The organism is Candidatus Palauibacter soopunensis (assembly GCF_947581735.1).
Taxonomy (GTDB): Bacteria; Gemmatimonadota; Gemmatimonadetes; order Palauibacterales; family Palauibacteraceae; genus Palauibacter; species Palauibacter soopunensis.
Window position 1 is genome coordinate 15,251 of record NZ_CANPVT010000052.1, and the last position, 22,073, is coordinate 37,323.

At 68.9% G+C, this 22,073-nt stretch carries 24 protein-coding genes and 1 riboswitch; all 24 genes read right to left on the bottom strand.

All coding sequences use genetic code 11. The annotated features are described in order from the left end of the window. Positions 1-23: 23 nt before the first annotated feature. Positions 24-105, bottom strand: a riboswitch (cobalamin riboswitch). 93 nt (positions 106-198) lie between these two features. Further along, positions 199-723: a bifunctional nuclease family protein gene (locus RN901_RS12440; RefSeq protein ID WP_310758609.1), complete on the bottom strand. Its 525-nt coding sequence runs from the start codon at positions 721-723 to the stop codon at positions 199-201. A 42-nt stretch (positions 724-765) separates the two neighbouring features. After that, complete coding sequence (metK, locus tag RN901_RS12445) at positions 766-1,908, bottom strand: methionine adenosyltransferase (protein WP_310758610.1); 1,143 nt, start codon at positions 1,906-1,908, stop codon at positions 766-768. 106 nt (positions 1,909-2,014) lie between these two features. Further along, positions 2,015-3,754, bottom strand: a complete 1,740-nt coding sequence (gene ptsP, locus RN901_RS12450) for a phosphoenolpyruvate--protein phosphotransferase (RefSeq protein WP_310758611.1) — start codon at positions 3,752-3,754, stop codon at positions 2,015-2,017. Then, positions 3,751-4,053: an HPr family phosphocarrier protein gene (locus RN901_RS12455; protein ID WP_310758612.1), complete on the bottom strand. Its 303-nt coding sequence runs from the start codon at positions 4,051-4,053 to the stop codon at positions 3,751-3,753. Before RN901_RS12455 ends, ptsP begins: the two co-directional genes overlap by 4 nt. A gap of 85 nt (positions 4,054-4,138) precedes the next feature. Continuing rightward, positions 4,139-4,924 (bottom strand): PTS system mannose/fructose/sorbose family transporter subunit IID, encoded by a 786-nt coding sequence (locus tag RN901_RS12460; RefSeq protein WP_310758613.1) that lies wholly within the window; start codon positions 4,922-4,924, stop codon positions 4,139-4,141. Continuing rightward, positions 4,864-5,562 carry a PTS sugar transporter subunit IIC gene (locus tag RN901_RS12465; RefSeq protein WP_310758614.1) on the bottom strand — a complete coding sequence of 233 codons (699 nt, stop codon included), beginning with the start codon at positions 5,560-5,562 and terminating at the stop codon, positions 4,864-4,866. The genes RN901_RS12460 and RN901_RS12465 overlap by 61 nt, the downstream gene beginning before the upstream one ends. After that, positions 5,559-6,038, bottom strand: coding sequence for a PTS sugar transporter subunit IIB (locus RN901_RS12470; protein ID WP_310758615.1), 480 nt, complete (start codon positions 6,036-6,038; stop codon positions 5,559-5,561). Before RN901_RS12470 ends, RN901_RS12465 begins: the two co-directional genes overlap by 4 nt. Positions 6,039-6,047: 9 nt before the next feature. After that, positions 6,048-6,449 (bottom strand): hypothetical protein, encoded by a 402-nt coding sequence (locus tag RN901_RS12475; RefSeq protein ID WP_310758616.1) that lies wholly within the window; start codon positions 6,447-6,449, stop codon positions 6,048-6,050. Beyond that, positions 6,439-7,395: an HPr(Ser) kinase/phosphatase gene (hprK, locus tag RN901_RS12480; RefSeq protein WP_310758617.1), complete on the bottom strand. Its 957-nt coding sequence runs from the start codon at positions 7,393-7,395 to the stop codon at positions 6,439-6,441. The genes RN901_RS12475 and hprK overlap by 11 nt, the downstream gene beginning before the upstream one ends. Continuing rightward, positions 7,392-7,739, bottom strand: a complete 348-nt coding sequence (locus tag RN901_RS12485; RefSeq protein WP_310758618.1) for an HPF/RaiA family ribosome-associated protein — start codon at positions 7,737-7,739, stop codon at positions 7,392-7,394. Before RN901_RS12485 ends, hprK begins: the two co-directional genes overlap by 4 nt. A gap of 9 nt (positions 7,740-7,748) precedes the next feature. Next, positions 7,749-8,870, bottom strand: a complete 1,122-nt coding sequence (locus RN901_RS12490) for a glycosyltransferase family 4 protein (RefSeq protein WP_310758619.1) — start codon at positions 8,868-8,870, stop codon at positions 7,749-7,751. A gap of 8 nt (positions 8,871-8,878) precedes the next feature. Further along, on the bottom strand, positions 8,879-9,313 hold the full coding sequence (gene nusB, locus RN901_RS12495; protein WP_310758620.1) for a transcription antitermination factor NusB: 435 nt from the start codon (positions 9,311-9,313) through the stop codon (positions 8,879-8,881). Beyond that, a complete protein-coding gene (gene ribH / locus RN901_RS12500) occupies positions 9,310-9,732 on the bottom strand; it encodes a 6,7-dimethyl-8-ribityllumazine synthase (protein ID WP_345782395.1) in 423 nt (140 codons plus the stop codon). Before ribH ends, nusB begins: the two co-directional genes overlap by 4 nt. A 98-nt stretch (positions 9,733-9,830) precedes the next feature. Beyond that, positions 9,831-11,045, bottom strand: a complete 1,215-nt coding sequence (locus RN901_RS12505; RefSeq protein ID WP_310758622.1) for a bifunctional 3,4-dihydroxy-2-butanone-4-phosphate synthase/GTP cyclohydrolase II — start codon at positions 11,043-11,045, stop codon at positions 9,831-9,833. 48 nt (positions 11,046-11,093) lie between these two features. Beyond that, the gene (locus tag RN901_RS12510) at positions 11,094-11,702 is read right to left on the bottom strand and encodes a riboflavin synthase (RefSeq protein WP_310758623.1); all 609 of its coding nucleotides are present in this window, start codon (positions 11,700-11,702) and stop codon (positions 11,094-11,096) included. A gap of 12 nt (positions 11,703-11,714) precedes the next feature. After that, a complete protein-coding gene (gene ribD / locus RN901_RS12515; protein WP_310758624.1) occupies positions 11,715-12,875 on the bottom strand; it encodes a bifunctional diaminohydroxyphosphoribosylaminopyrimidine deaminase/5-amino-6-(5-phosphoribosylamino)uracil reductase RibD in 1,161 nt (386 codons plus the stop codon). After that, positions 12,872-13,897 carry a phosphoribosylformylglycinamidine cyclo-ligase gene (purM, locus tag RN901_RS12520; RefSeq protein ID WP_310758625.1) on the bottom strand — a complete coding sequence of 342 codons (1,026 nt, stop codon included), beginning with the start codon at positions 13,895-13,897 and terminating at the stop codon, positions 12,872-12,874. Before purM ends, ribD begins: the two co-directional genes overlap by 4 nt. Positions 13,898-13,904: 7 nt before the next feature. Continuing rightward, positions 13,905-14,879 (bottom strand): PfkB family carbohydrate kinase, encoded by a 975-nt coding sequence (locus RN901_RS12525; RefSeq protein ID WP_310758626.1) that lies wholly within the window; start codon positions 14,877-14,879, stop codon positions 13,905-13,907. Beyond that, a complete protein-coding gene (argS, locus tag RN901_RS12530) occupies positions 14,876-16,564 on the bottom strand; it encodes an arginine--tRNA ligase (protein WP_310758627.1) in 1,689 nt (562 codons plus the stop codon). Before argS ends, RN901_RS12525 begins: the two co-directional genes overlap by 4 nt. Further along, positions 16,561-16,875 carry a zinc ribbon domain-containing protein gene (locus RN901_RS12535; RefSeq protein ID WP_310758628.1) on the bottom strand — a complete coding sequence of 105 codons (315 nt, stop codon included), beginning with the start codon at positions 16,873-16,875 and terminating at the stop codon, positions 16,561-16,563. Before RN901_RS12535 ends, argS begins: the two co-directional genes overlap by 4 nt. Before the next feature lie 78 nt (positions 16,876-16,953). Next, positions 16,954-18,516, bottom strand: coding sequence for a methylmalonyl-CoA mutase family protein (locus RN901_RS12540; RefSeq protein ID WP_310758629.1), 1,563 nt, complete (start codon positions 18,514-18,516; stop codon positions 16,954-16,956). Then, the gene (locus RN901_RS12545) at positions 18,513-19,016 is read right to left on the bottom strand and encodes a biotin/lipoyl-containing protein (RefSeq protein WP_310758630.1); all 504 of its coding nucleotides are present in this window, start codon (positions 19,014-19,016) and stop codon (positions 18,513-18,515) included. The genes RN901_RS12540 and RN901_RS12545 overlap by 4 nt, the downstream gene beginning before the upstream one ends. Before the next feature lie 7 nt (positions 19,017-19,023). After that, positions 19,024-20,514 (bottom strand): acetyl-CoA carboxylase biotin carboxylase subunit, encoded by a 1,491-nt coding sequence (locus tag RN901_RS12550; RefSeq protein ID WP_310758631.1) that lies wholly within the window; start codon positions 20,512-20,514, stop codon positions 19,024-19,026. A gap of 16 nt (positions 20,515-20,530) precedes the next feature. Continuing rightward, complete coding sequence (locus RN901_RS12555; RefSeq protein ID WP_310758801.1) at positions 20,531-22,072, bottom strand: acyl-CoA carboxylase subunit beta; 1,542 nt, start codon at positions 22,070-22,072, stop codon at positions 20,531-20,533. Between the last annotated feature and the right edge of the window lies 1 nt (position 22,073).

Here is a 22,073-nt window from a genome sequence, read left to right on the forward strand (position 1 = left end):
GGCTGCCGGGGGCATGGAGGAACACGTCTCCTGGCTCGAGGCCGTCCGCTCGGTAGGGCCTCTCACAGTGGCGGGGCCGCGTCGGATTCTCACCGACTTCCGTTTGCCCCTCCATGTCCGCGCGTCGCCGCCAAGATGAGCGTCGCCGTCCGCGGCGCGCAAGAAACCGCGCCACGGGCGGGCGGCTTCCCGTGCCCTTCAGGGCTCGAAGCGGCCGAAGTCTTCGGGGTCCAGCCCCTTCAGGTAGTCGCTCAGCGGTTCGTCCGGGGCGCGGGACGGCCCGGTCTCGGGCGGCAGCGCTTCGTCCCCCCCTACCCCGGTCTCCTCGATCTCGAACGCGCTCGCTTCGAGGAGACTCTCCGCCGCGTGAATCGGGACCCCGGCGCGAAGGGCCAGCGCAATGCTGTCGCTGGGACGGGCGTCGATGGAGATGAATTCGCCTTCGCGCCGAAACACGAGCGACGCGTAGTACGTGTTGTCGACGACTTTCGTGATCAGCACGCGGACGAAGGCGCTGTCCAACCCGCGCACCACGGCGTTGAAGAGGTCGTGGGTGAGGGGACGCGTGAACTGGACTCCAGCGAGTTCCATCGCGATCGCCGAGGCTTCGCCCGGTCCGATCCAGATCGGGAGGAAACGCTCGCCGTTCTTTTCCTTGAGGATGACGACGGGAGCGCCCGTCGTCTTGTCGAGCCCGAGGCTGGCCACTGCAACCTCCCGCATCCCGGACTCCGTCATTCCGGCCCCCTTCGGACTCCTTCCGAACTAGCCGGCCAGGGCATCGATCCGATCGGTCCTCTCCCATGTGAACCCATCGCCGTCGGGTTCGCGGCCGAAATGCCCGTAGGCGGCCGTCCGGCGGTAGATCGGCTTGCGGAGTCCGAGCTGTTCGATGATCGCCTGCGGCCGAAGATCGAAGACCTCCGTCACCCGGCGGGCGAGTTCGTCGTCCGGACGGCGCCCGGTGCCGAAGGTGTTGACCATCACGCTGACGGGCTCGTCGACCCCGATGGCGTAGGCAAGCTGGACTTCCGCCCGCCGCGCGAGTTCCGCAGCGACGATGTTCTTGGCGATCCAGCGCGCCGCGTAGGCCGCGGACCGGTCGACCTTCGATGGATCCTTCCCCGAAAAGGCGCCGCCGCCGTGCCGTCCCACGCCGCCGTACGTATCCACGATGATCTTCCGCCCCGTGAGGCCCGCATCGCCCTGCGGTCCGCCGATCTCGAAACGGCCCGTGGGGTTGATGTGGCACTGTGCCCGGTCTTCGTCGTAGAGCTCGTCCGGAAGCACGGGCCCGATGACTTCTTCGCGGATCGCCGCCTCGATGTCATCGGGTGCGACGTCCCCGTCGTGCTGGGCCGAGATGACGACCGCAGTGATCCGGGCCGGTTCCCCGTCCCGGTATTCGACCGACACCTGCGCCTTCCCGTCCGGCCGCAGCCAGGCGATGCCGCCGGATCGCCGCACGTCGGCGAGGCGCTTCACCAGCGCGTGCGCCAGCATGATGGGACGGGGCATCAGCTCCGGCGTCTCGTCGGTCGCGTATCCGAACATCATCCCCTGATCTCCGGCGCCACCGACATCCACGCCCTGGGCGATGTTCGCCGACTGCTCGTCGATAGCGGTGAGCACGCTGCACGTGTCCCACTGGATCCCGTGCTCCGCGCGCGTATAGCCGATGTCGCGCAGCACTTCCCGGGCGATGGCCGCAATGTCGATCCGGGCGGCCGTCGTGATCTCGCCGGTCACGAGGACGAGGCCCGTCGTCACGAGTGTCTCGCATGCGACCCGGCCCCGGTCGTCTTCCGCGAGGATGCGGTCGAGGACCGCGTCCGAGATCTGGTCCGCGATCTTGTCCGGATGTCCCTCGGTCACGGACTCGGAGGAAAACGGTTGTATCCCCTTCACGAGGCTGATTCTCCCACCTGGAGGTTTGCGGCGGAACGCCGCGGGAGGCGTAGCGGCCAAGATAGTGGCCGCCCGACCGGGCGGAGGCAACGTCGCCGACCCGGCGTCAGGAGATGTACAGCGGTGACGGCTCCACGGGAATCGCGTCCTCCAGCCGTGAGAGGAGTTCCCGCGGCATCCCGGAGAGGGAGCCGGCTCGGCTCCACAGTTCCGACAGTTCCGCCACGGAAAGGAGCCCCACAAGTTCCCTCACCTCGGGGATCGACGCGGGCGCGAGACTGAAGTCCCGGTAGCCGAGGGCGAGCAGGAGGGCGAGCCCCACCGGTTCCGCGGCAAGATCTCCGCAAACGCCGATGTCGAGGCCGAGGGCGCTGGCCGTGTTGAAGATCCGCTCGTAGCTGCGGAGGAGCGCCGGATGCATCGGGTTCGAAAGATGCTGGAGCCTGGCGTTCCCGCGGTCGACGGCCAGGGAATACTGCGTGAGGTCGTTCGTGCCGAGGCTGATGAAGTCCAGGTGCCCTCCCACGAGATCGAGCGTGTCCGCAAGCGCGGGCGTTTCCACCATTACGCCGAAGGAGACCGGTTCCGCCTGACCCAGCTCGCTTGCGACTTCGGCCACGATTTTCTTCGTGCGCAGGATCTCGGTCTCGCAGATGACGAACGGGACGAGGATCCGCATGCGGGCCTCCGGTCCGCCGGCCCGGATCGCAGCGCGCAACTGGTTGCGGAAGAGCTGGGGCCGGTCCAGGCAGACGCGGATCGCGCGCCAGCCCAGGTAGGGGTTTTCCTCGGGAGGAAGGTCGAGAAAGAGCGGGAACTTGTCGCCGCCGATATCGAACGTTCGGAGCGTCACGGGCTGGCTCGGAAACCCCTCCACGACTTCGCGGTAGGCTTCGTACTGTTCCTCTTCGCTCGGAATCACTCTCCGTCCGATGACGAGGAATTCGGACCGGAAGAGTCCGACCCCCTCGGCGCCCACGCGCCGGGCCGCGGGCACATCGTGCGGCTGGTCGATGTTGGCGCGAAGATGGACACGGACCCCGTCGGCGGTCAGCAGGGGCGCGGGTTCGCGGGTGAGATCGGCGGCGGGGCGACCGGAAAGGCGGCAGACCATCTGCAGGTGCGCCGCCTTCTCGGCCTCGGTGGGCTCGATCAGGACGCGACCGTTGCCTCCGTCGAGGAGAACGGTCGTACCGTTCTCGATCTTCGCGAGGTCGGCACCGAGTCCCACGACCGCCGGGATACCCAGAGAACGGGCCACGAGCGTGCTGTGCGAAGTCCGGGACCCGGATCCGCTCGCCACGCCGAGGACGAGTTCCGGGTCGAGGCGCACCGCGAAGCTGGGCGTGAGGTCGTCGACGGCGATCAACCCGGGCTCCTGCGGAAGAGCGAGCGGATCCTCATCGCGCCCGGTGAGCCGCGCGAGGACTCGAGACCGAATGTCCCGCAGGTCGGCCAGGCGGTCGACGACCATGAAGTGTCCCGCATCGATGATCGCCGTCCGAAGTTCGGTCAGACGCCAGTCGAAGGCACGCTCCGCGGAGAGAAAGTTCTCGCGAATATAACGGATGGTGCCCGCGACGAGGTCGGGGTCCGAGAGGATGAGGATCTGCGGGTCGAAGATGTTCGCTTCCACCTCGCCCAGCGAACGAGCGGCCTGTTCGCGCGTGTCCCGGACACGGTCGGCGGCCCAGGCCCGGGCCTCCTCGAAACGCGCGACTTCGCGCTCGACGGCGTCGGACGGGATCGTCCGGTGCTCCGGCCGCCACTCATGACCCTCGAGCCGCCGAGCCACGCCGAGAGCGCGCCCGGGCGCGGCCCCGATCCCGTGAATGACCTCGCTCACGCAAACCCATCCATGTCCGCGTCCGGGTCGAGTTCCTCGCTGAACCCGGACAGGACGAGTTCGGTGAGAGAATCGACGGCGTTCTCCGCGTCGGACCCCATGGCCCGGATACGGATGGAGGCGCCGGCCTCAGCCGCGAGCATCATCACGCCCATGATGCTCTTCCCGTTCACTTCCATCTCATCCTTCTCCACCCACACCTCGGCCCGGAACCGGCTCGCCAGCTTAACGAACTCCGCGGCCGGGCGGGCGTGCAGCCCCAGCCGGTTCTGAATACGTACCGCTGCTTCGTGTCGCATCGTCACAGAAATTTTCCGCTCCGGTCGAGCGAACGATCGGCGTCGGGCCGGGCGTCACCGCAGGCTGGCCCGCCTGTCGGGACGTTCACAGGAGCCACACCGCGCACGCGGCAAGCAGGCTCGTCATGGCGACCGCCGAGATGTGTCGTGGGACAAGGTAACCCATCAGCGCCGCGATGACTGCACCGCCGTCCCTCCACAGGGCCGGGTCGGTTCCCGGAAGCTGGCCGGCGAGCAGCGCGGCGAGGGCCCCGATGAGCACCCGGTTTGCCGGCGCGAGCGCTCTCTCGATTCGGCGCAGAGGCGCGCGCTTCAACGCGGAGGCCACGGACCGGCCCGATTTCCAGCCGCAGCGCAGTCCCCAGATGCGGAGCGCGAGGTGGCCGGCATTGTACACGACGAGGAAAGCGCCGGCGGCGAACAGCGGGTCGAGTCCAAGTACGAACCCGATCGCCGCGGCGGACGCGCAGAAGGGCCGCCATCCGGCCCACGCGATCCCGTCGCCCAACGCCCCCAGCGGCGCGCGGAGTGCGGAACGGAAGCGCGACCGGGTATCGGGATCATCGCCATCGAATTCGAGGCGAGCGAGAGCCCCGATCGCCACGGGAGCCAGATACGGATGCGCATTGAAGGCTCGCGAGTGGCGCTGGACGGCCCGCCGGAAAGCGGCGGGGTCGTCCGCGTGAATGCGCGCCAGCAGCGGCGCGAGCGCATGCGCCATCCCGGGTCCCGTCATCGTCCGGTCGTTCCATGAACCCTGGATGGAGAAACTGCGCAAGATGGCGCGTACGAAATCCCTCCGGCGCGGCCTCACGCGAGCACCCGCACGAGCAGGGTTCCCAGGAGACACCCCGCAGCCAGCGCGGGCCATTGGCCGCCTCGCCCGCCGAGCCCGCGCGCCGCGACGCCCGCGGCGCCGGCGAGGCCGAGCCCGGCGAGAACGGGCCACCACGCGGCGCCCGGCGGGCCGGAAGGCTGTGTCGACAGCAGGCGAACAAACAGCGCGGACGGTACGAGGAGCGCGGAGACGAGGAGTCCGGCGCGTAACGCGTCCAGAGCGATCGCCAGCCGGTGGCGTCGCGCGAGGGCGGCCGCGCCTCCGCGGAAGCCATCGGGCCGCGAGACAAGTCTCGGCGTCAGGCGCCGGAGGAGGGTTACCGAGTAGGCACCTGTCCAGCCGATCGCCCACCCGACCGCGACGGCGGCGACGATTCCGGCGGGGGCGTCTCCGCCGGCGACCGCGTACGCCGCCCCGGCCGTGAAGGCGGCGGGCCCGGTCTCCGGGTGCCGCGCGCCGCCGAACGGGGGATGCCGCGACAGGACGATTTCCAGCCAGACTCCGACCAGACATCCCGCGGCGGGCGCCCCGAAGAGCATCCCGCCCAGCGTGCCCGCCACGATGGGCCGGGACCACATCGCCTGGGGCCAGGACACCCCGTCGAGACCGATGGCCGCGCCGCACAGGCAGGCCAGCGCCCAGCCGCCGGCCGAAAGCTCGATCCCCGTCATCGGAGCTTTCGCGCGTCCAGACGAACCTCGCGGGCGGTGGGGAGGTTCCGTGCGCTCACGGAAGCATGCGCACCGATCACCTGCAGGTCCTCGATTTCCTCCGGAGAGAGATGGACGTAGTCGAGGATCTTCTTCCGCCCGTCGGCGGGATACACACCCCCGACGTTTACGGTCCGCCCGTCGAGGCAGCCACGCTCGGCCAGCGCCCGCATCGTCGCCGTATCCCGCGTCAGGAGCGCACCGCGCTCCACCCGGGCGCCCAGTTCCCCGAAGCGCCGCGCCGCCTCGTCCACCCCCAGAAATTCCGCATTCTCCTCGCCGGCGAGCGCGCTGGACCAGAGTTCCTGCTCCCACTCGCTCGAAGCGAGAGCCTCATCGACGACGATGTAGAAGTCGAGGTTCAGAGGCCGTCCCCACCCCACGAGCACCTGCCCGTGGATCAGACGCTCATCGATCCGCAGGAGTTCGAGCGGCATGAGCCCCGCTCAGTCGGTCCCGGCGGGCGAAGGCGGGTGCGCGCGCTGCCCGGCCTGTCCCTTTCGGAGAAGTCGGGGGACGAGCGTCTCGACCGGCATGTCCCGATGAAAGACGAAGTCGAGCAGCATCGGGAGGTTGACGCCGGTGATCCATGCGCTGTCCCGGTTCTCCCGCACGTGCTGAAGGCCCGCCAGGCCGCAGCTGCCGCCCGCAAGATCCACGAAAAGGATCGCCTCCGCCTCCCCCGCCGCCTCTCCGATGATCTCGGCGAGTTCGTCGGGTCCCAGGCCTTCGTTGCTCACGGCACGCAGGGCGCCTCTGACGCCGCTGATGGTCTCGACGGCGGACACGAGGGCCTGTGCCAGTTCCGCGTGCGCCACGACGACGCCGCGGATCCGGCTATTCGTCATCGGACTCGAGGTAGTCCCGCACCGGCCGCATGCGCTCGATGAGGTCGCGCTCGAAAGCCGCCGCCGGATCTTCCCCGGAATAGCGCAGGAGATGGTTCATGGCCACGACTTCGGCGATGACGGTGATGTTCTTTCCCGGGTTCAGGGGGATGCGGACCTTCGGCAGCTCTACGCCCAGGATCTCGCACTCCTCCGCCTCCAGACCCGTTCGATCGTAGTCGTCGCGCTCTCCCCAGACTTCGAGTTCGACGACGACTTCGATCCGCTTCTGCTGGCGCACGGCCCGGATGCCGAACATGGCGCGCACGTCGATGATGCCGACGCCCCGTATCTCCATGTGGTGGCGCTGGTGTTCGTGCGCGCGCCCGAGAAGGATGTCGCTCTGGCGGCGGTGTACGAGGATGAGATCGTCGGCGACGAGGCGGTGGCCCCGCTCCACGAGATCGAGCACGCACTCGCTCTTGCCGATACCGGAGGGCCCGATGAAGAGGAGACCGATCCCGTACACGTCCGCGAGAGATCCGTGGAGGGAAGTGCGCGGTGCGAACTCTTCCTCGAGATAGGGCTGCAGCCGCCGGTAGAAGTCGCCGGTTTTCAGAGGCGTTTCGAGCACCGCCACGCCGGCCGCCTCCGCCGCGGACACGAGTTCGTCCGGCGGCGTCTGATTCTTGGTGATGATCGCGCAGGGAACGCCGGACTCGAACACGAACGTGAGGGCGGCGGCGCGTTCCGACGCGCGGAGGCTCTTGAGATAGGCGATCTCCGTTTCGCCGAAGATGAGCACCCGCTGGGAGACGAAGCGCTCCCTGTAGCCGGCCAGCGCGAGTCCCGGCGACGAGACTTCGGGCACCTCGATGCTGCGCTCGAGGCCGGACTCGCCGGCTACGACCGTGAGCGAAAACGCTTCCCGCTTGCGCCGAAGCAGCGACGCGACCGTGAGGGTCACCCGGCCTCTCCGTCCGCCTCGAAGGGACTCCCGAACAGTTCATCCATCGGCGGCGCGGAGTGTTCGTTGTACCGGTCATGGTTGCGGCGGAGCTGGTTTCCCAGCTTGTCCGCCAGCCGGTCGAGCGCCGTGCGGGGGTCGGGACCCGCCGCTTCCCCGTGCACCGGGCGGGCGCGGTCGACGCTGACCACGGCCGCCGCGCGTACCTGCGTCTTCTCTCCGGTGAATACGACCTCCGCCTTCGACGCGCGCGGCTCGAAGCGCGTTAGATTCGTAAAGCGCGCCTCGATGATCTCACGAATGTCGGAGACATCGGTGTTACGCGCGGTGACGATGGTTCTCATCGGTCCTCATCAGGGTTCGAGTGACTGGTAAAGGTGCGCTTCCGTCTCATCCGCTGCACGCGACCACGAGAACCGGGCGGCGTGGGCGACTCCGCACGTTCCGAGGCGTTCGCGCACCGACGGCTCCTCGAGAACCTCGCAGATCGAGGCGGCCCACGCGGCGGCGTCCCCGTGAGGGGCGAGCACTCCCGACGCCCCCGCCGCCACCGACTCGCGCAGCCCCGGGGAGTCGCTCGCGATCACCGGCGTGCCGCACGCGGCCGCCTCCACGTTCGTCATCCCCCACCCCTCCTTCGGGGAGGGATATACCACAGCCCAGGCCCGACGCAGCCAGGCGACCTTCTCCGCCTCGGAGATGTACCCCAGAAAGCGTACCCGGTGCGAGAGTTCGGCGCGGCGGACGAGTTTCTTGAGGCGACGTTCGTCGCTGCCGCGGCCCGCGAGGACGAGCTTCGCGTCCGGCAGCCTATCGTTCAGCCGCGATAGCGCCTCGAACAGGACGTCGAGGCCCTTGTACCGCTTGAGGCGACCCACATAGAGCAGTGTCGGCGCCGCCGCACGCTCCGTCTCGGTGCCCGGACGATAGGTGTCGTGATCGATTCCGGGCGGGATGACCGTAATGTCGCGGGCGAGCAGGCCTCGCTTCGTGAGGTCGAGCGCCGTGCTCTCCGAGATCGCCTGAAACGGACAGTCGCGATAGACGCGGGGGATCGCCCGTTCCGCGGCCCACACGGCCGTCGCGAGCGGGATGGACGCCTCCGCGTACGCCGTGGCCCCGAACAGGTGCGGGACGAGTGCAACAACGGGGACGCCGGCCCACCGGGGCGAATAGAGCGGGACCTTGTTGATGTCCTCGACGAGCACGTCCGGGGCGAAGCCGTCCACGGTCCTCCGCGCCTGGCTCCGGGCGCGCCATGCGTAACTGTGCCGGTTTCCGACCCGCTCGAACTCGATGCCATCGAGCGTCGCTGACGGGGCCGCACCGCGCCAGCCGCTCACGACGGCTCGCACCGCATGTCCGCGGGCGGCGAGACGGCCGAAGATCTCGTGCAGGTGCACTTCGGCACCGCCGGCCTCGGGGTTCTCCCGGTCCTGCCAGTTGAGGAGGAGGATCCGGAGCGGCCGCGCCACGGTACCGCTCAGGACCCTGCCTCGCGGGCTTTCAGCACCGCGTCGAGCACGCCGTTGAGAAAGCGCGGACTGCCGGGACTGCCATACCGGCGCGCCAGCTTCAGGGCTTCATGGATCGCGACTTTCGGCGGAACATCTTCGAACCACAGCAGTTCCGCGATCCCGATCCGCAGGATGTTGCGGTCGATGGCGTGCAGGCGCTCGATCCGCCAGTTGGAGGTGTGATGAGCGATCGCCGCGTCGATCTCGGCGAGATGTCGGGTGACGGTTTCGAGCAGGCGCCGGACGTGAGGGCGGTAGCGTCCCGACATGCGACGGTGGACGAGGCTCTGTGCCGCGTGTTCGAGCGGCGTGCCCTGTCCGCCCACTTCCCACCCATAGAGGAGGTTCAACGCCCAGCTCCGGGCTCGCGAGTGGACGTGTGTCCGGGCGACCGGGGTCACGGGTCCGGCTGTCCATGAAGGTCGGCCATGCGGAGCGCCGCGCGGGCCGCCTCCGAGCCGGCGTTTCCGAGTTCGCCGCCGGCCCGCGCGAGCGCCTGCTCCAGCGTGTCGGGCGTGAGCACGCCGAGACCGACCGGCACGCCCGAGTCGAGCTGTACCTTCGCGAGCCCGTCGGTCGCCGCGCGGCTCACGTGGTCGAAGTGCGCGGTCTCCCCGCGTATCACGCAGCCCAGCGCGACGATGGCGGCGTACCCGCGCGCGACGGCTCTTCGCGCGGCAAGCGGAAGTTCCCAGGCACCGGGGACATACACGATATCGAGGTCCTCCTCGGCCACGCCGCATTCGAGGCTCGTGCGCGCGGCGCCCGCCAGCAGACGCTCGGTAACCCCGGAGTTGAACCGGCTGACGAGAATGCACACCGTCCGGCCACCCCCCGCGGCCGCGCCCTCGTACGTCGTCGCGCGCCCCTGCGTGAACCCCTCCGGGCCATCGCCTCGTGGCGTGTCCGACCCGCTTCTCACGCGGATCCGGTCAGGTGCCCGAGCTTCTCCCGCTTCGTGCGGAGATAGCGGATCAACCGATCATCGATCTCGCCGAGCTCAAGCGGCACACGGTCGCGGATCACGAGGCCGAACCCCTCCAGCCCCGCGAGCTTCTTCGGATTGTTCGTCATGATCCGGATCGAGTGCAGCCCGAGATCAACCAGGATCTGGGCCCCGATGCCGTAGTTCCGGAGGTCCGGCGGAAACCCCAACGCCTCGTTCGCCTCGACCGTGTCGTGGCCCTCGTCCTGCAGTTCGTAGGCTCGGAGCTTGTTCAGGAGTCCGATCCCCCGCCCTTCCTGGTCGAGGTAGACGATGACCCCGGCGTCGGCTTCCACGACCATCCGCATCGCGGCCTCGAGCTGGCTGCCGCAATCGCAGCGATGGGAGTGGAACACATCGCCGGTCAGGCAACGGGAGTGAACGCGGACAAGGACATCCTCCGCACCCGCCACGTCGCCGCGCACGAGCGCGACGTGTTCGCGTCCATCCACCTCGTTCGCGTACCCGACGATGCGGAAATCGCCCCACGGCGTGGGGAGATCCGCTTCCGCGACGCGCCGCACAAGACTCTCCGTGCGCAAGCGGTACGAGACGAGGGCGGCCACCGTGATGAAGGGGAGGTCGTGCTCCGCCGCGAATTTCTCGAGTTCCGGGCGGCGCGCCATCGTCCCGTCCTCGTTCAGGATCTCGCAGATCACACCCGCTGGAGTGAGCCCGGCCAGCCGGGCGAGATCGACCGAAGCCTCCGTCTGGCCCACGCGCTGCAGCACGCCGCCGGGCCGGGAGCGGAGCGGAAAGATGTGTCCCGGGCGCATGAGGTCCGTCGGCCGGGTCTGTGGATCCACCGCGACCCGGATGGTGCGGGCGCGATCCTGCGCCGAGATCCCGGTCGACACGCCGAAATCCTGGCGGGCGTCGATCGACACGGTGAACGCCGTCTTGTTGGGGTCCGCCAGCCGGTCGTCCGTCATGAGCGGGAGATCGAGGCGGTCGGCCATCTCATCGGGCATCGTGAGGCATATGAGCCCCCGGGCATGCCTCGCCATGAAGTTGATCGCCTCGGGCGTCGCGAGCGCCGCCGCGCAGACGAGATCCCCCTCGTTCTCGCGATCCTCATCGTCAGCGATGATCACGAGTCCACCGCTGCGGATGCGCTCGATCGCGGCTTCCACCGTGTCTGTGGGCATGTCCGCCAGCCGAAGTCTTTTTTCGGTTTCCATTCGAACGGAGCCGACTCAGGAGTCCACGGGGGCCACGTGCGGTCGGAGGGCACGAGCCACGTGCTTGCCGATCAGGTCCGCCTCGAGGTTGACTCTCGCGCCTGACGCGAGGCGCCCCAGGGTGGTATGGGTCCATGTATATGGGATGATGGCGAAACGCGCGATGGTCCCCGTCAGGTGGTTGACCGTGAGACTCACGCCATCGACCGCGAAGGAGCCCTGCGACACGGTCACGCTCTCGAGGCCGTCGGGGAGTTCGATCTCGAGCAGGCCCGACTCGCCTTCCCACCTCGCCGCCGCCACCGTTCCCACCCCATCGATGTGTCCCTGTACCATGTGCCCGCCCAGCGGATCCCCGGCGCACAGCGCGGGCTCGAGGTTCACGGGATCCCCGACCCGCCAGCTCCCGATCGTGGTTCGCTCCAGGGTGGCCTCGACGATGTCGACATCAAACGTCTCCTCCCGGAGAGCGACGACCGTCGTGCACACGCCCGCAAGCGACACCGAATCCCCGTCGCGGAGGCTGTCGAGGAACGGGACGCGGGCGATCGTCAGCCGGAGTGCCGCCTGCCGGTGTTCCCGGCCCGCGACCTCGCCGACCGCCCGTATGATTCCAGTGAACACGAGTCCGATCGCTCAGAGGTTGTCCAGGGTTTCCTGGAGTTGGCGGTGCTCGAACACGATCTGCGTATCCTGCCCCAGCGACTCTCGCTGCATGGGCAGCCAGTCGCCCTGCGTCGACGGCTCGAGGCCGGGAAACGCCGGCACGCCGTCCCGTCCGTAGAACATGGGGGCGATGAAGGCATGGATCCTCTGGATGTGTCCCCCGCGAAGCAACGATGCGGCGACCTGACCCCCACCCTCGACAAGCACCGAGATCACGCCGCGGATGGCCATTTCGTTCCAGACGGCGCTGAGGTCCAGTCTGTGGTCCTCGCTCCGCGCGACTCCGATGACTTCCACGCCCGCTTCGCGGAGCGGGTCCGCGCGCTCCTCGAATCCGTCCGAGTCGGGATCGGCAAAGACCCACACGGGGGCCTGAGCAGCCGTCCGCACGAGCTGGCTCGAAGGGCGGAGTCTGAGGGTGGAGTCCAGGACGGCCCGTACCGGCGGTACCCGGGGCACGACCTCGCCGCGGGCCGTGAGCAGCGGGTCATCGATCGCGATCGTGTTTGAGCCGATCAGGATGGCATCGTGGCAGGAGCGGAGACGGTGGACCTCGTCCAGCGCCCGTATCCCCGTCACCGGCGTGCGAACGCTTTCCTCTCCGAGCTTCGCGTCGAGCGAGAGCGCGAGTTTGAGCGAAGCGAAGGGCACCCACTGCCGGTGAAACCAGAGGAAGGCCGCATTCAGCCGTTTCGCGGCGTTCGCCTCGATCCCGATTTCGACGTCCAGTCCGGCCTGCCGCAGTTCCTCCGCCCCCTGGCGCGCCTCCGGATTGGGATCTCGGCAGGCGATTACGACGCGCCGCACGCCGGAGCGGATGATGGCGGCGGTGCACGGGGGCGTCTGCCCGGTATGGCGGCACGGCTCGAGCGTGACGTAAAGCGTTGCGCCCTCCGCGCGCGGCCCCGCCTCCCGCAGCGCCATGACCTCCGCATGGTCGCCGCCGTACTCGGCGTGCCACCCCGTGCCGAAGACCTGATTCCCGCGGGCCACGACGGCGCCCACGAGCGGATTGGGCGACACGCGGCCCTGCCCGCGCGGCGCCACGGCCAGCGCCTCGCGCATGTGCCGCAGGTCCTCGGTACGGCTCGGCGGCGCCCCGGCGATGGGGTCGAATCCCCGCCCCGTCATGAACTCTCCAGGTGTACTCTGCCACTGCCGGCGACGAGTTCACCGCATGGGAACGCCTCGCACCCGGAGTCGCGAATCTCCTCGAGCACCCGCCCCGCCTCGTCCTCCCGGACGACCGCGACCATCCCCACGCCCATGTTGAAGGTAGAGAAGAGTTCCGCCTCGTCCGCCCCGCTCTCGCGCGCGATGACGTCGAACTCGTGCGGGCGCGGCCAACTGTCGCAGTGCACGACCGCATCGAGACTCCCGCCGATGACCCGGTCCACGTTCCCCGGGATTCCACCCCCGGTGATGTGGGCGAGCGCCCGCACGCGGCCTGCTTCGAGGCTGCGCTCGAGGATCGACAGGTAACTTCGGTGGGGACGCAGGAGGACGTCCGACACGGAACTCTCCGCCCCCGGGAAGGTGTCGCCGGCCCCGAGTCCGAGGCGGTCGAAGAAGAGGGCGCGCACGAAGCTGTAGCCGTTCGTGTGGAAGCCGCTCGACGCGAGTCCGATGAGACGATCCCCGGGCTCCAGATCTCTGCGGGACAACTCGGGGTAGGCGATCTCGCCCACCACGAATCCGGCGAGGTCATACTCCCCCGTCGCGTAGAAATCCGGCATCTCCGCGGTCTCTCCCCCGAGCAGCGCGCAGCCGTTCGCGCGACAGGCGGCGGCGAGTCCCGAAACGACGCTCGTCACGGTGTCCGGGTCCAGCACGCCACAGGCGACGTAGTCCATGAAGATGAGAGGCCGGGCGCCTTCGACGAGGATGTCGTTGACGCAGTGGTTCACGAGATCGGCGCCCACCGTGTCGTGCCGGTCCGCCATGAAGGCGATCTTCAGCTTCGTCCCCACGCCGTCGGCGCTCGCCACGAGTTCCCGGCCGGGCGTGGCCCGGAACCGCCCTCCGAACGAGCCGAAGTCCGAACTCACGGCATCCGTGCGCGTCCCCTGGACGAGCCGGGAGAGTCGGGCTTTCGTCGCGCGAGCCGCCTCGAGGTTCACGCCGGCGTCCCGGTACGTCAATCCGTCATTCATGTTTCCTTCACGCTTCCGCCCCACGGCCTGCTGGAACATCGAATCTGGTGAGCGTTCCGAAGCTTCGCACACGGTCCTCCACTTCTGCGATGGTGAGTTCCACCAGGCGGCGCGCGCCGAAGGCCTCGCAGGCGAAGGAGCCGAGAGCGCAACCGTACACGACGGCACGCTTCAACGCCGGTCCCGTGATCGAACCGCAGCGCGCCAGATATCCGAGCAAGCCGCCCGCGAACGCATCGCCGGCGCCGGTGGGGTCGAGCACATCGTCGAGCGGAAAGCCCGGGGTGAGGAAGAAACCGTCGCTCGTGAGCAGCACGGCTCCGTGTTCCCCCTTCTTGATCACGACGTGGCGGGGGCCCCGGCTCTGAATCCAGCGCGCGGCCCGGGCCAGGTTGTACTCCCCCGAAAGCTGTTTCGCCTCTTCATCGTTCAGGGTGATCAGGTCGATCTTCGCGATGACCTCCGCGAGACGCTTCGGCGTCCCCTCGATCCAGTAGTTCATCGTGTCGCACGCCGCGAGCACGGGCGATTCGATCTGATCCAGAACCTCGAGCTGCAGGGCGGGGTCGATGGCGCCCAGAAAGGCCCAGGGCGCGCTTCGGAACGCGTCGGGAATCGTGGGGTGAAAGTCGGCGAAAACCCCCAGCTCCGTGAACGTCGTGTCCCTCGTATTCATGTCCCGGTGATAGAAGCCGCCCCACCGGAAGCTGCCGCCGGGCCGCCGCTCGAGCCCCGATAGATCCGCGCCCCTGCGGAGGAGGAAGTCGAGTTCGTCCATCGGATAGTCGTCGCCGATGACCCCGACGAGCTGGACCGGCGCGAACAGGGAGGCCGCGGCGCTGAAGTTGACGGCCGTCCCGCCGACCACACCCTCCCGGTGTCCGGCCGGGGTCGAGATGTCATCCAGTGCGACGCTGCCCACGACGAGGATCGGCCCCGCTTCGCTCCGGCCGGCGCCGTTGCCGGGGGGGCGGACGTTCACTTCGCGTCCCGGGTCATGGTTTCGGGGGCCGAGAGGCCGAGCGCCCGCAGTCCGTTGCGCAGTGTGAGCTGCACCGCGCGGGCGAGCCGGATTCTCGCGGCCCGTTCCGGCACGTCCGCCAGGATTCTCTGCGCCGGGTCCAGGTTCCCCTGGTGATACCACGCGTTGACGAGCCCCGCCGTCTCCTCCAGGTATGCGCAGACCAGGTGCGGAGCTCTGCTCCCGGCGGCCGTCGCGATGACCTCGGGAAGCCTCAGGACCGACAGTGCGACCTCGCGCTCCGCCGGGGTGCCGAAGCTGTCCGGAACCTCGAGCGTGGCCGGAACCTCGTCGGCCACGACTCCCGCCTTGCGGAACACGCTGCACATGCGCGCATGCGCGTACTGGATCTTGTACACCGGATTCGCGTCCGACGTATCCAGGGCGAGGTCGAGATCGAAGTTGAGATGGACCTCGGCCCGGCGCATGAGAAAGAAATACCGCGCCACATCCGGGCCCGTCTCTTCCACGAGCTCGCCCAGCGTCACGAAGCGTCCGGCGCGCTTGCTCATCCGGACTTCCCTGCCGTCGCGCAGCACCGTGACCAGCTGGATGATCAGGACCTCGAGCAGGTCCGCGTGCGACAGGCCGCGCAGGGCCGCCAGCATGCGCTTCTCGTGGCCCTGGTGATCCGCGCCCCAGACATCGATCGCGAGTTCGAAGCCGCGCCGCGCCTTGTCGAGGTGATAGGCGAGATCCGGCAGGAAGTAGGTGAAGGAGCCGTCGCTCTTGGTCAGGACCCGGTCCTTCTCGTCGCCGTAGTCTGATGTCCGAAGCCAGGTCGCCCCCTGCGAACGATAGATCAGGCCGCCGCCTTCCAGCGCCTCCAGGAGGCGGTCTATGGCTCCGGACTCGTAGAGCGAGCGTTCGGAGTAGAACCGATCCATGTCGACGCCGAACCGCGACAGATCCTCCGCCTGCTCCTCGCGGAGCAGCCGCACCGCTTCGCGCCGGAAGTGGGCCTGGCGCTCTCCCGGCGCGAGCGAGGCGAGAAACCCCGGGCCGGCGGTGTCTCGAATCGTCATCGCGACCTCTCGAACGTACTCGCCGTGATACCCGCCTTCGGGAATCGCCGCCGGCCGGCCGGCCGCTTCCTCGTAGCGTGCCTCGACGGATTCGCCGAGGAGCTCGATCTGCCGTCCGGCGTCGTTCACGTAGAACTCGCGCGTCACCTCGTGACCGGCCCACTCCAGCAGCGACGCGACCGCGTCGCCGAGCGCCGCACCGCGACCGTGGGCCACGTGCAGCGGCCCCGTCGGATTGGCGGAGACGAACTCCACGTTGACGCGGAGCGCCGGCGAGGCCTGTGTCCGTCCCCAGTCGCGGCCCGCCTCGATGACCCCCGTCAACCGAGGCCAGATGGACTGATCGGAGAGCCGGAAGTTCAGGAATCCCGGGCCCGCGACTTCCACCGCCGCGATGCCGGCGGCCGCGGGGTCGATCAGTTCGCAGACCCGCGCCGCGAGCGCGCGCGGAGGCTGGCCCAGGCGCTTCGCGAGCACGAGCGCCGCGTTGGACGCCCAGTCTCCGTGCGTCGGATCCCGGGGCCGCTCCAGGCTCGGCGAAAAGCCCTCAGGAGCCCCGGCGGCCGAAAAGGCGGATTCGAGCGCCGCGGCGAGCCGGGCCGGGCCGGCGTCGCCCGTCACGAGCCGGAGCCGCCTTCCGGCGATCCGGATGAGGCGGCATCGGATCCGGATGAAGCGCTGTCCGGCGAACCGGACGAGGCATCGCCCGACGTTTTCGTGGCGGCGGACTTCCCGCCATTGTCCGTCGCCTGCCGATAGTCGGTGGCGTAGAAACCGGGCCCCTTGAAGACGATCCCGCCTCCGGCCGAGATGAGCCGTTCCACCTCCTCCTCCCCGCACGACGGACAAACGCGGACCGGCGGGTCCGACATGCGCTGGAACTGCTCGAAATCGTGTCGACAATCGCGACATCTGTATTCGTACGTTGGCACTCGTGCCCTCGGATCAGTCTCTTGAACGCCGGACGCGTCCGCGCGAATGCCCGCAGCGTGCCGAGGCCCGGCAATCCGCTAGCCGGGACGGTATTCCCCCCACACCTCGCGCAGCGCGTGGCTGATCTCGCCCAGAGTCACGCGGCGCCTGACGGCATCGATCAGAACGGGCAGGAGGTTAGCATCTCCGGCCGCCGCTCGCCGGATCCCCGCCAGCGATGCTTCCACGTCCGCGCCGCTCCTCTCCGCCCTGAGCCGCGTAAGCCGCTGGCGCTGCTCATCCGCAAGACGAGCGAAATCCGGCGCCTTCGGCATCTCGACCGGTTCGGCATCCGCGTGCACGTTCACGCCGACAACCTCGAGTTCGCGGCTCTCGACCGCCTCCTGATGCCGGCGGGCGGCGAGGTGGATCTCCTCTCTCATGTAGTCGATCGCCTGCACGGGACCGCCCAGCTCTTCGACGCGCGCCAGATACTCCCGGGCCCGCTCCTCGAGGTCGTCCGTGAGCGACTCCACGAAGTAGGAGCCCCCCAGGGGGTCGACGGTGTCTCCGACACCTGTCTCGGCCGCCAGGATCTGCTGTGTCCGGAGCGCGAGGCGGGCCGCGTCCGCTCCGGGAAGCGAGAGCGCCTCGTCGAAGCTGTTCGTGTGCAGAGACTGCGTCCCTCCCAGAACGGCAGAGAGCGCCTGAATCGCGACGCGCACCACGTTGTTCAGCGGCTGCTGGGCGGTCAGCGCCGCCCCCGACGTCTGGGTGTGGAACTTCAGTCGACAGCTCTCTTCCGCGGCTCCGAAACGGTCTCGCATGAGCCGGGCCCACATACGGCGGGCGGCGCGGAACTTGGCGACCTCCTCGAAGAACAGGCGGTCGGCCGAGAAGAAGAAGCTGAGCCCGGGAGCGAAGTCGTCGATCTCCAGCCCCCGCTCGATGGCGCGGCGCACGTATTCGAGACCGTTCGCGATCGTAAAGGCCAGCTCCTGGGCCGCCGTCGCGCCCGCTTCGCGAATGTGGTACCCGCTGATGGAAATCGAGCGCCAGCGCGGCATCTCCCGGGAACAGAAGTCGAACACGTCCGTCACGAACCGAACGCTGGGCTCCACCGGATAGATGTACGTCCCCCGCGCGATGAACTCCTTCAGCACATCGTTCTGGACGGTGCCCCGGAGGACGGCCGGATCGATGCCCCGTTCCTGAGCCACGCCTGCGTACATCGCCAGGAGCACCGGCGCCGTGGCGTTGATCGTCATGGCCGTCGAGACGCGTTCAAGCGGGATCTCCTCGAACAGCCGGTGCATGTCCTCGATCGAATCGATCGCGACGCCGACCCGTCCGACTTCCCCCTGCACCCTGGCATCGTCGGAGTCGTAGCCCATCTGGGTCGGAAGGTCGAAGGCGACGGAAAGCCCCGTCTGTCCGGAGTCCAGCAGATAGCGGAAGCGGGCGTTCGTCGCCGCGGCAGTCCCGAAACCGGCGTACTGGCGCATCGTCCACAGCCGTCCCCGATACATCGTGGGGTACACGCCGCGCGTATAGGGGAACTCGCCGGGCAAAGCCGGATCCGGGTTCGCGTCGCCCGCCTCGTAGACCGGGTCGATCTCGATCCCGCTCGCGGTGGAAAAGACCGGCCGCCGCGCGTTCACGAGGGCTCTGCTTCGAGCGTCACGAGAACCTGGTCCCGGTCCACGACGTCACCGGCGCGGACCGCGATTCCGGCCACCGTTCCCGGCTCGCGGGCGCGCAGTTCGTTCTCCATCTTCATCGCTTCGATCACGACCAGTCCTTCGCCGGCGTTCACGCGCTGCCCGGCCTCCGCGAGGACGCGGGTGATCAGCCCCGGCATCGGCGCGCGCAGCTCTCGCGGTCCCCGCGCCCCCGCGCCTCGATCAGCCAGTGCACGGAGGGTCCGAGTGCGTTCGTCCTCCACCGTGACGTCGAACGTCCGGCCGCGCACAGTCAGCCGCCACCCCCCGGGCGTCCGGCGCGCGAACACGCGATGGTTCGCCCCATCCAGGGTGAGCTGGACTTCGCCATCCGCCAGCCACGCGAACTCCGCCGCCCGCTCCGAACCGTTCAGACGCAGCCCGGAGACCAGCCGTTCGACCTCGAAGCTCGCGCCGTCCACCTCGACGTGGTACTTCATGCCGGCTTCACCACTCCCCGTCCGCCCGCATCCAGGCCGACAGTCCGTTCCCTCCGTCGCGGGAGCGCCGAGCACCGCCCGAAACGACCCGTGGCCGGTCCTGGTCCGCGAGGAGGACGGCGGTCGCCATCGCCACATCGCGCAGTCCCGGATCCGCAGTCTCTCCGAGTCCGGGGTGTTCCTCCACGTACCGGATGGAGAGATCGTTCGCCCGGTAGTCGGCTTCGTCCATCACCGCGAGGTGCCACGGGACTGTCGTCTCGACGCCGCCGATGACGAGCCCTTCAAGCGCGGACCGCATGCGCCGGATCGCGGCCTCCCGGTCCGAGGCGTGGACGACGAGCTTGCCGAGCAGCGAGTCGTAGTGCGGGCCGACCTCCGACCCTTTCCGGATCCCGCCGTCCCAGCGCACCCCGGGCCCCGACGGGATCTCGAGACGGTCGATTCGACCGATGGATGGGAGGAATCCGGCGGCGGGATCCTCCGCGTTGATCCGGCATTCGATCGCGTGCCCGCGCGCCGCGGGCGGCTCTCCGCCGCCGAGCAGGGGAAGCCCCCGGGCGACGCGCAGTTGCTGACGGACGAGGTCCACGCCGGTGACGAGTTCCGTTACGGGGTGCTCGACCTGAATCCGGGTGTTCATCTCGAGGAAGAAGAAGTCGCCCCCTTCGACGAGAAACTCGATCGTGCCGGCGCCACGGTAGCCCACCGCCTCCGCCGCCCGAACGGCGACCTCCGCCATCCGGCGCCGGAGCGGGTCATCGATGGCCGTGGACGGCGCTTCCTCGATGAGTTTCTGGTGTCGCCGCTGGATCGAACACTCCCGCTCGCCGAAGTCCACGGTTCGCTCGTCGTCGGCGAGTACCTGGATCTCGATGTGCCGCGGGGAACGCAGGAAACGCTCCGCGAACACGCGTCCGTCCCCGAAGGCGCTCCGGGCTTCCCGCGTCGCGCGCCCGAACGCCGCCGCCACTTCCTCCGCCTCGGAGACGACGTGCATACCCTTGCCACCCCCTCCCGCCGCCGCCTTCAGGAGGACGGGGAACCCGATCCGTTCAGCTTCGCGGACGGCGTCGGCCACCGAATCGAGCGGGGCGCTGCCCGGTATGACGGGAACCCCGGCCCCCACCATCCGCGCCCTGGCCCGCGTCTTGTCCCCCATGACCTCGATCGCGTCGGCGGGAGGCCCGACATAAACGAGCCCGGCGGTCTCGACGGCACGGGCGAAACCGGCGTTCTCGGCCAGAAAACCGTACCCGGGATGGACCGCCCCCGCCCCCGTGTCCTCCGCGGCGGCGAGAAGCGTGTCGATCGACAGGTAGCTCTCCGCCGCGGCAGCCCCGCCGATCCGGATCGCCTCGTCCGCGAGAAGCACGTGGGGGGCCCGCCGATCCACGTCGGAGTAGACCGCGACCGTCTGGAGGCCTTCCTCGTGGCAGGCGCGGATGACCCGAACCGCGATCTCGCCGCGGTTCGCGATCAGGACCTTGTCGAACATCCGGCCTCGGAGGAGGTCACAACGGGATGTTGCCGTGCTTCCTGGGCGGATTGCGGTCGCGCTTCTCCGCCATGGCCTCGAGTCCCGACACGAGGCGCGCGCGCGTCTCGCGGGGGTCGATCACATCGTCGATGAACCCGCGCTCGGCCGCCAGGTAGGGGTTGGCGAACTTTGCCCGGTACTCAGCCTCGAGTTCGGCCGTGCGCGCCACGGGGTCCTCGGCCGCGGAAATCTCGCGCCGGAACAGAACCTCCACCGCACCCTTCGCGCCCATCACGGCGATTTCCGCGCTGGGCCAGGCGAGATTGAGGTCGCCCCGGATGTGTTTGGAAGACATGACGTCATACGCGCCGCCGTAGGCCTTGCGCGTGATGACGGTGAGCTTCGGCACCGTCGCCTCGCAGTAGGCGAAAAGGAGCTTCGCGCCGTTTCGGATGATGCCCTCGTGCTCCTCCCTCAGTCCCGGGAGAAAGCCGGGCACATCCTCGAAGGTCACGAGCGGAACGTTGAACGCATCGCAGAAGCGGACGAAACGCGCCGCCTTGATGCTCGCATCGCTGTCCAGGACGCCCGCGAGGACGGCGGGCTGGTTCCCGATGATGCCCACGGCGTTCCCTCCGAGCCGGGCGAAGCCGGTGACGATGTTGCGGGCATAGTCGGCGTGGACTTCCATCAGGCTTTCTGCGTCGACGACCCGACGGATGATGTCGAGCATGTCGTACGGAAGCTTCGGGTCGTCCGGCACGATTTCGAGCAGCGCTTCGTCGGCCCGGTCCGCGGGATCCGTCGTCTCCCGCCACGGCGGCGTCTCCTGGTTGTTCGAGGGCAGATAGGAAAGGAGGCGGCGTACGGCGCCGAGCGCCTCGACTTCGGTCGCCGAACGGAAGTGCGCCACGCCGGACCGGCTCGCGTGGACGGCCGCGCCGCCGAGTTCATCGAATGTCACATCCTCGTGCGTCACCGTCTTCACGACGCTGGGGCCCGTGATGAACATGTGGCTCACCCCGTCCACCATGAACACGAAGTCCGTGATGGCGGGGCTGTAGACCGCCCCTCCGGAACATGGCCCCAGGATCGCGCTCAGTTGCGGAATCACGCCCGAGGCCAGCGTGTTGCGGAGGAAGATGTCCGCATAGCCGCCGAGCGACGCGACCCCTTCCTGAATTCGCGCGCCACCCGAGTCGTTGATCCCGATGAAGGGGGCGCCGTTCCGCGTCGCGAGGTCCAGGACCTTCACGATCTTCCCGGCGTGCGCTTCCGAGAGCGAGCCTCCGAAGACCGTGAAATCCTGGCTGAATACATAGACGATTCGCCCGTCGATGCGGCCGTAGCCCGTGATGACGCCGTCGCCGGCAATGCGCCGGTCCTCAAGCCCGAAATCGGTGCAGCGGTGCTCGACGAAACGGTCGAACTCGACGAAGCTCCCCTCGTCGAGGAGAATCTCGAGGCGCTCCCTGGCGCCGAGCTTTCCGCGCGCGTGCTGGCGGGCCAGCCGGTCGGGATCTCCGCGGGCGGCCCGCTCGGACCGGGCCTCGAGTTCGGCCAGCTTCTCGCGCATG

What these genes read in the sequence shown, in the direction of transcription:
- RN901_RS12440 (WP_310758609.1), bottom strand. Translation starts at nt 723, where the DNA reads ATGCGGGAGGTTGCAGTGGCCAGCCTCGGGCTCGACAAGACGACGGGC.
- RN901_RS12455 (WP_310758612.1), bottom strand. Translation starts at nt 4,053, where the DNA reads ATGCGACACGAAGCAGCGGTACGTATTCAGAACCGGCTGGGGCTGCAC.
- RN901_RS12460 (WP_310758613.1), bottom strand. Translation starts at nt 4,924, where the DNA reads ATGGCCCGCGCTGGCTGCGGGGTGTCTCCTGGGAACCCTGCTCGTGCG.
- RN901_RS12465 (WP_310758614.1), bottom strand. Translation starts at nt 5,562, where the DNA reads ATGACGGGGATCGAGCTTTCGGCCGGCGGCTGGGCGCTGGCCTGCCTG.
- RN901_RS12470 (WP_310758615.1), bottom strand. Translation starts at nt 6,038, where the DNA reads ATGCCGCTCGAACTCCTGCGGATCGATGAGCGTCTGATCCACGGGCAG.
- RN901_RS12475 (WP_310758616.1), bottom strand. Translation starts at nt 6,449, where the DNA reads ATGACGAATAGCCGGATCCGCGGCGTCGTCGTGGCGCACGCGGAACTG.
- RN901_RS12485 (WP_310758618.1), bottom strand. Translation starts at nt 7,739, where the DNA reads ATGAGAACCATCGTCACCGCGCGTAACACCGATGTCTCCGACATTCGT.
- RN901_RS12505 (WP_310758622.1), bottom strand. Translation starts at nt 11,045, where the DNA reads ATGCCCACAGACACGGTGGAAGCCGCGATCGAGCGCATCCGCAGCGGT.
- ribD (WP_310758624.1), bottom strand. Translation starts at nt 12,875, where the DNA reads ATGACGGGGCGGGGATTCGACCCCATCGCCGGGGCGCCGCCGAGCCGT.
- purM (WP_310758625.1), bottom strand. Translation starts at nt 13,897, where the DNA reads ATGAATGACGGATTGACGTACCGGGACGCCGGCGTGAACCTCGAGGCG.
- RN901_RS12545 (WP_310758630.1), bottom strand. Translation starts at nt 19,016, where the DNA reads ATGAAGTACCACGTCGAGGTGGACGGCGCGAGCTTCGAGGTCGAACGG.
- RN901_RS12550 (WP_310758631.1), bottom strand. Translation starts at nt 20,514, where the DNA reads ATGTTCGACAAGGTCCTGATCGCGAACCGCGGCGAGATCGCGGTTCGG.
- RN901_RS12555 (WP_310758801.1), bottom strand. Translation starts at nt 22,072, where the DNA reads ATGCGCGAGAAGCTGGCCGAACTCGAGGCCCGGTCCGAGCGGGCCGCC.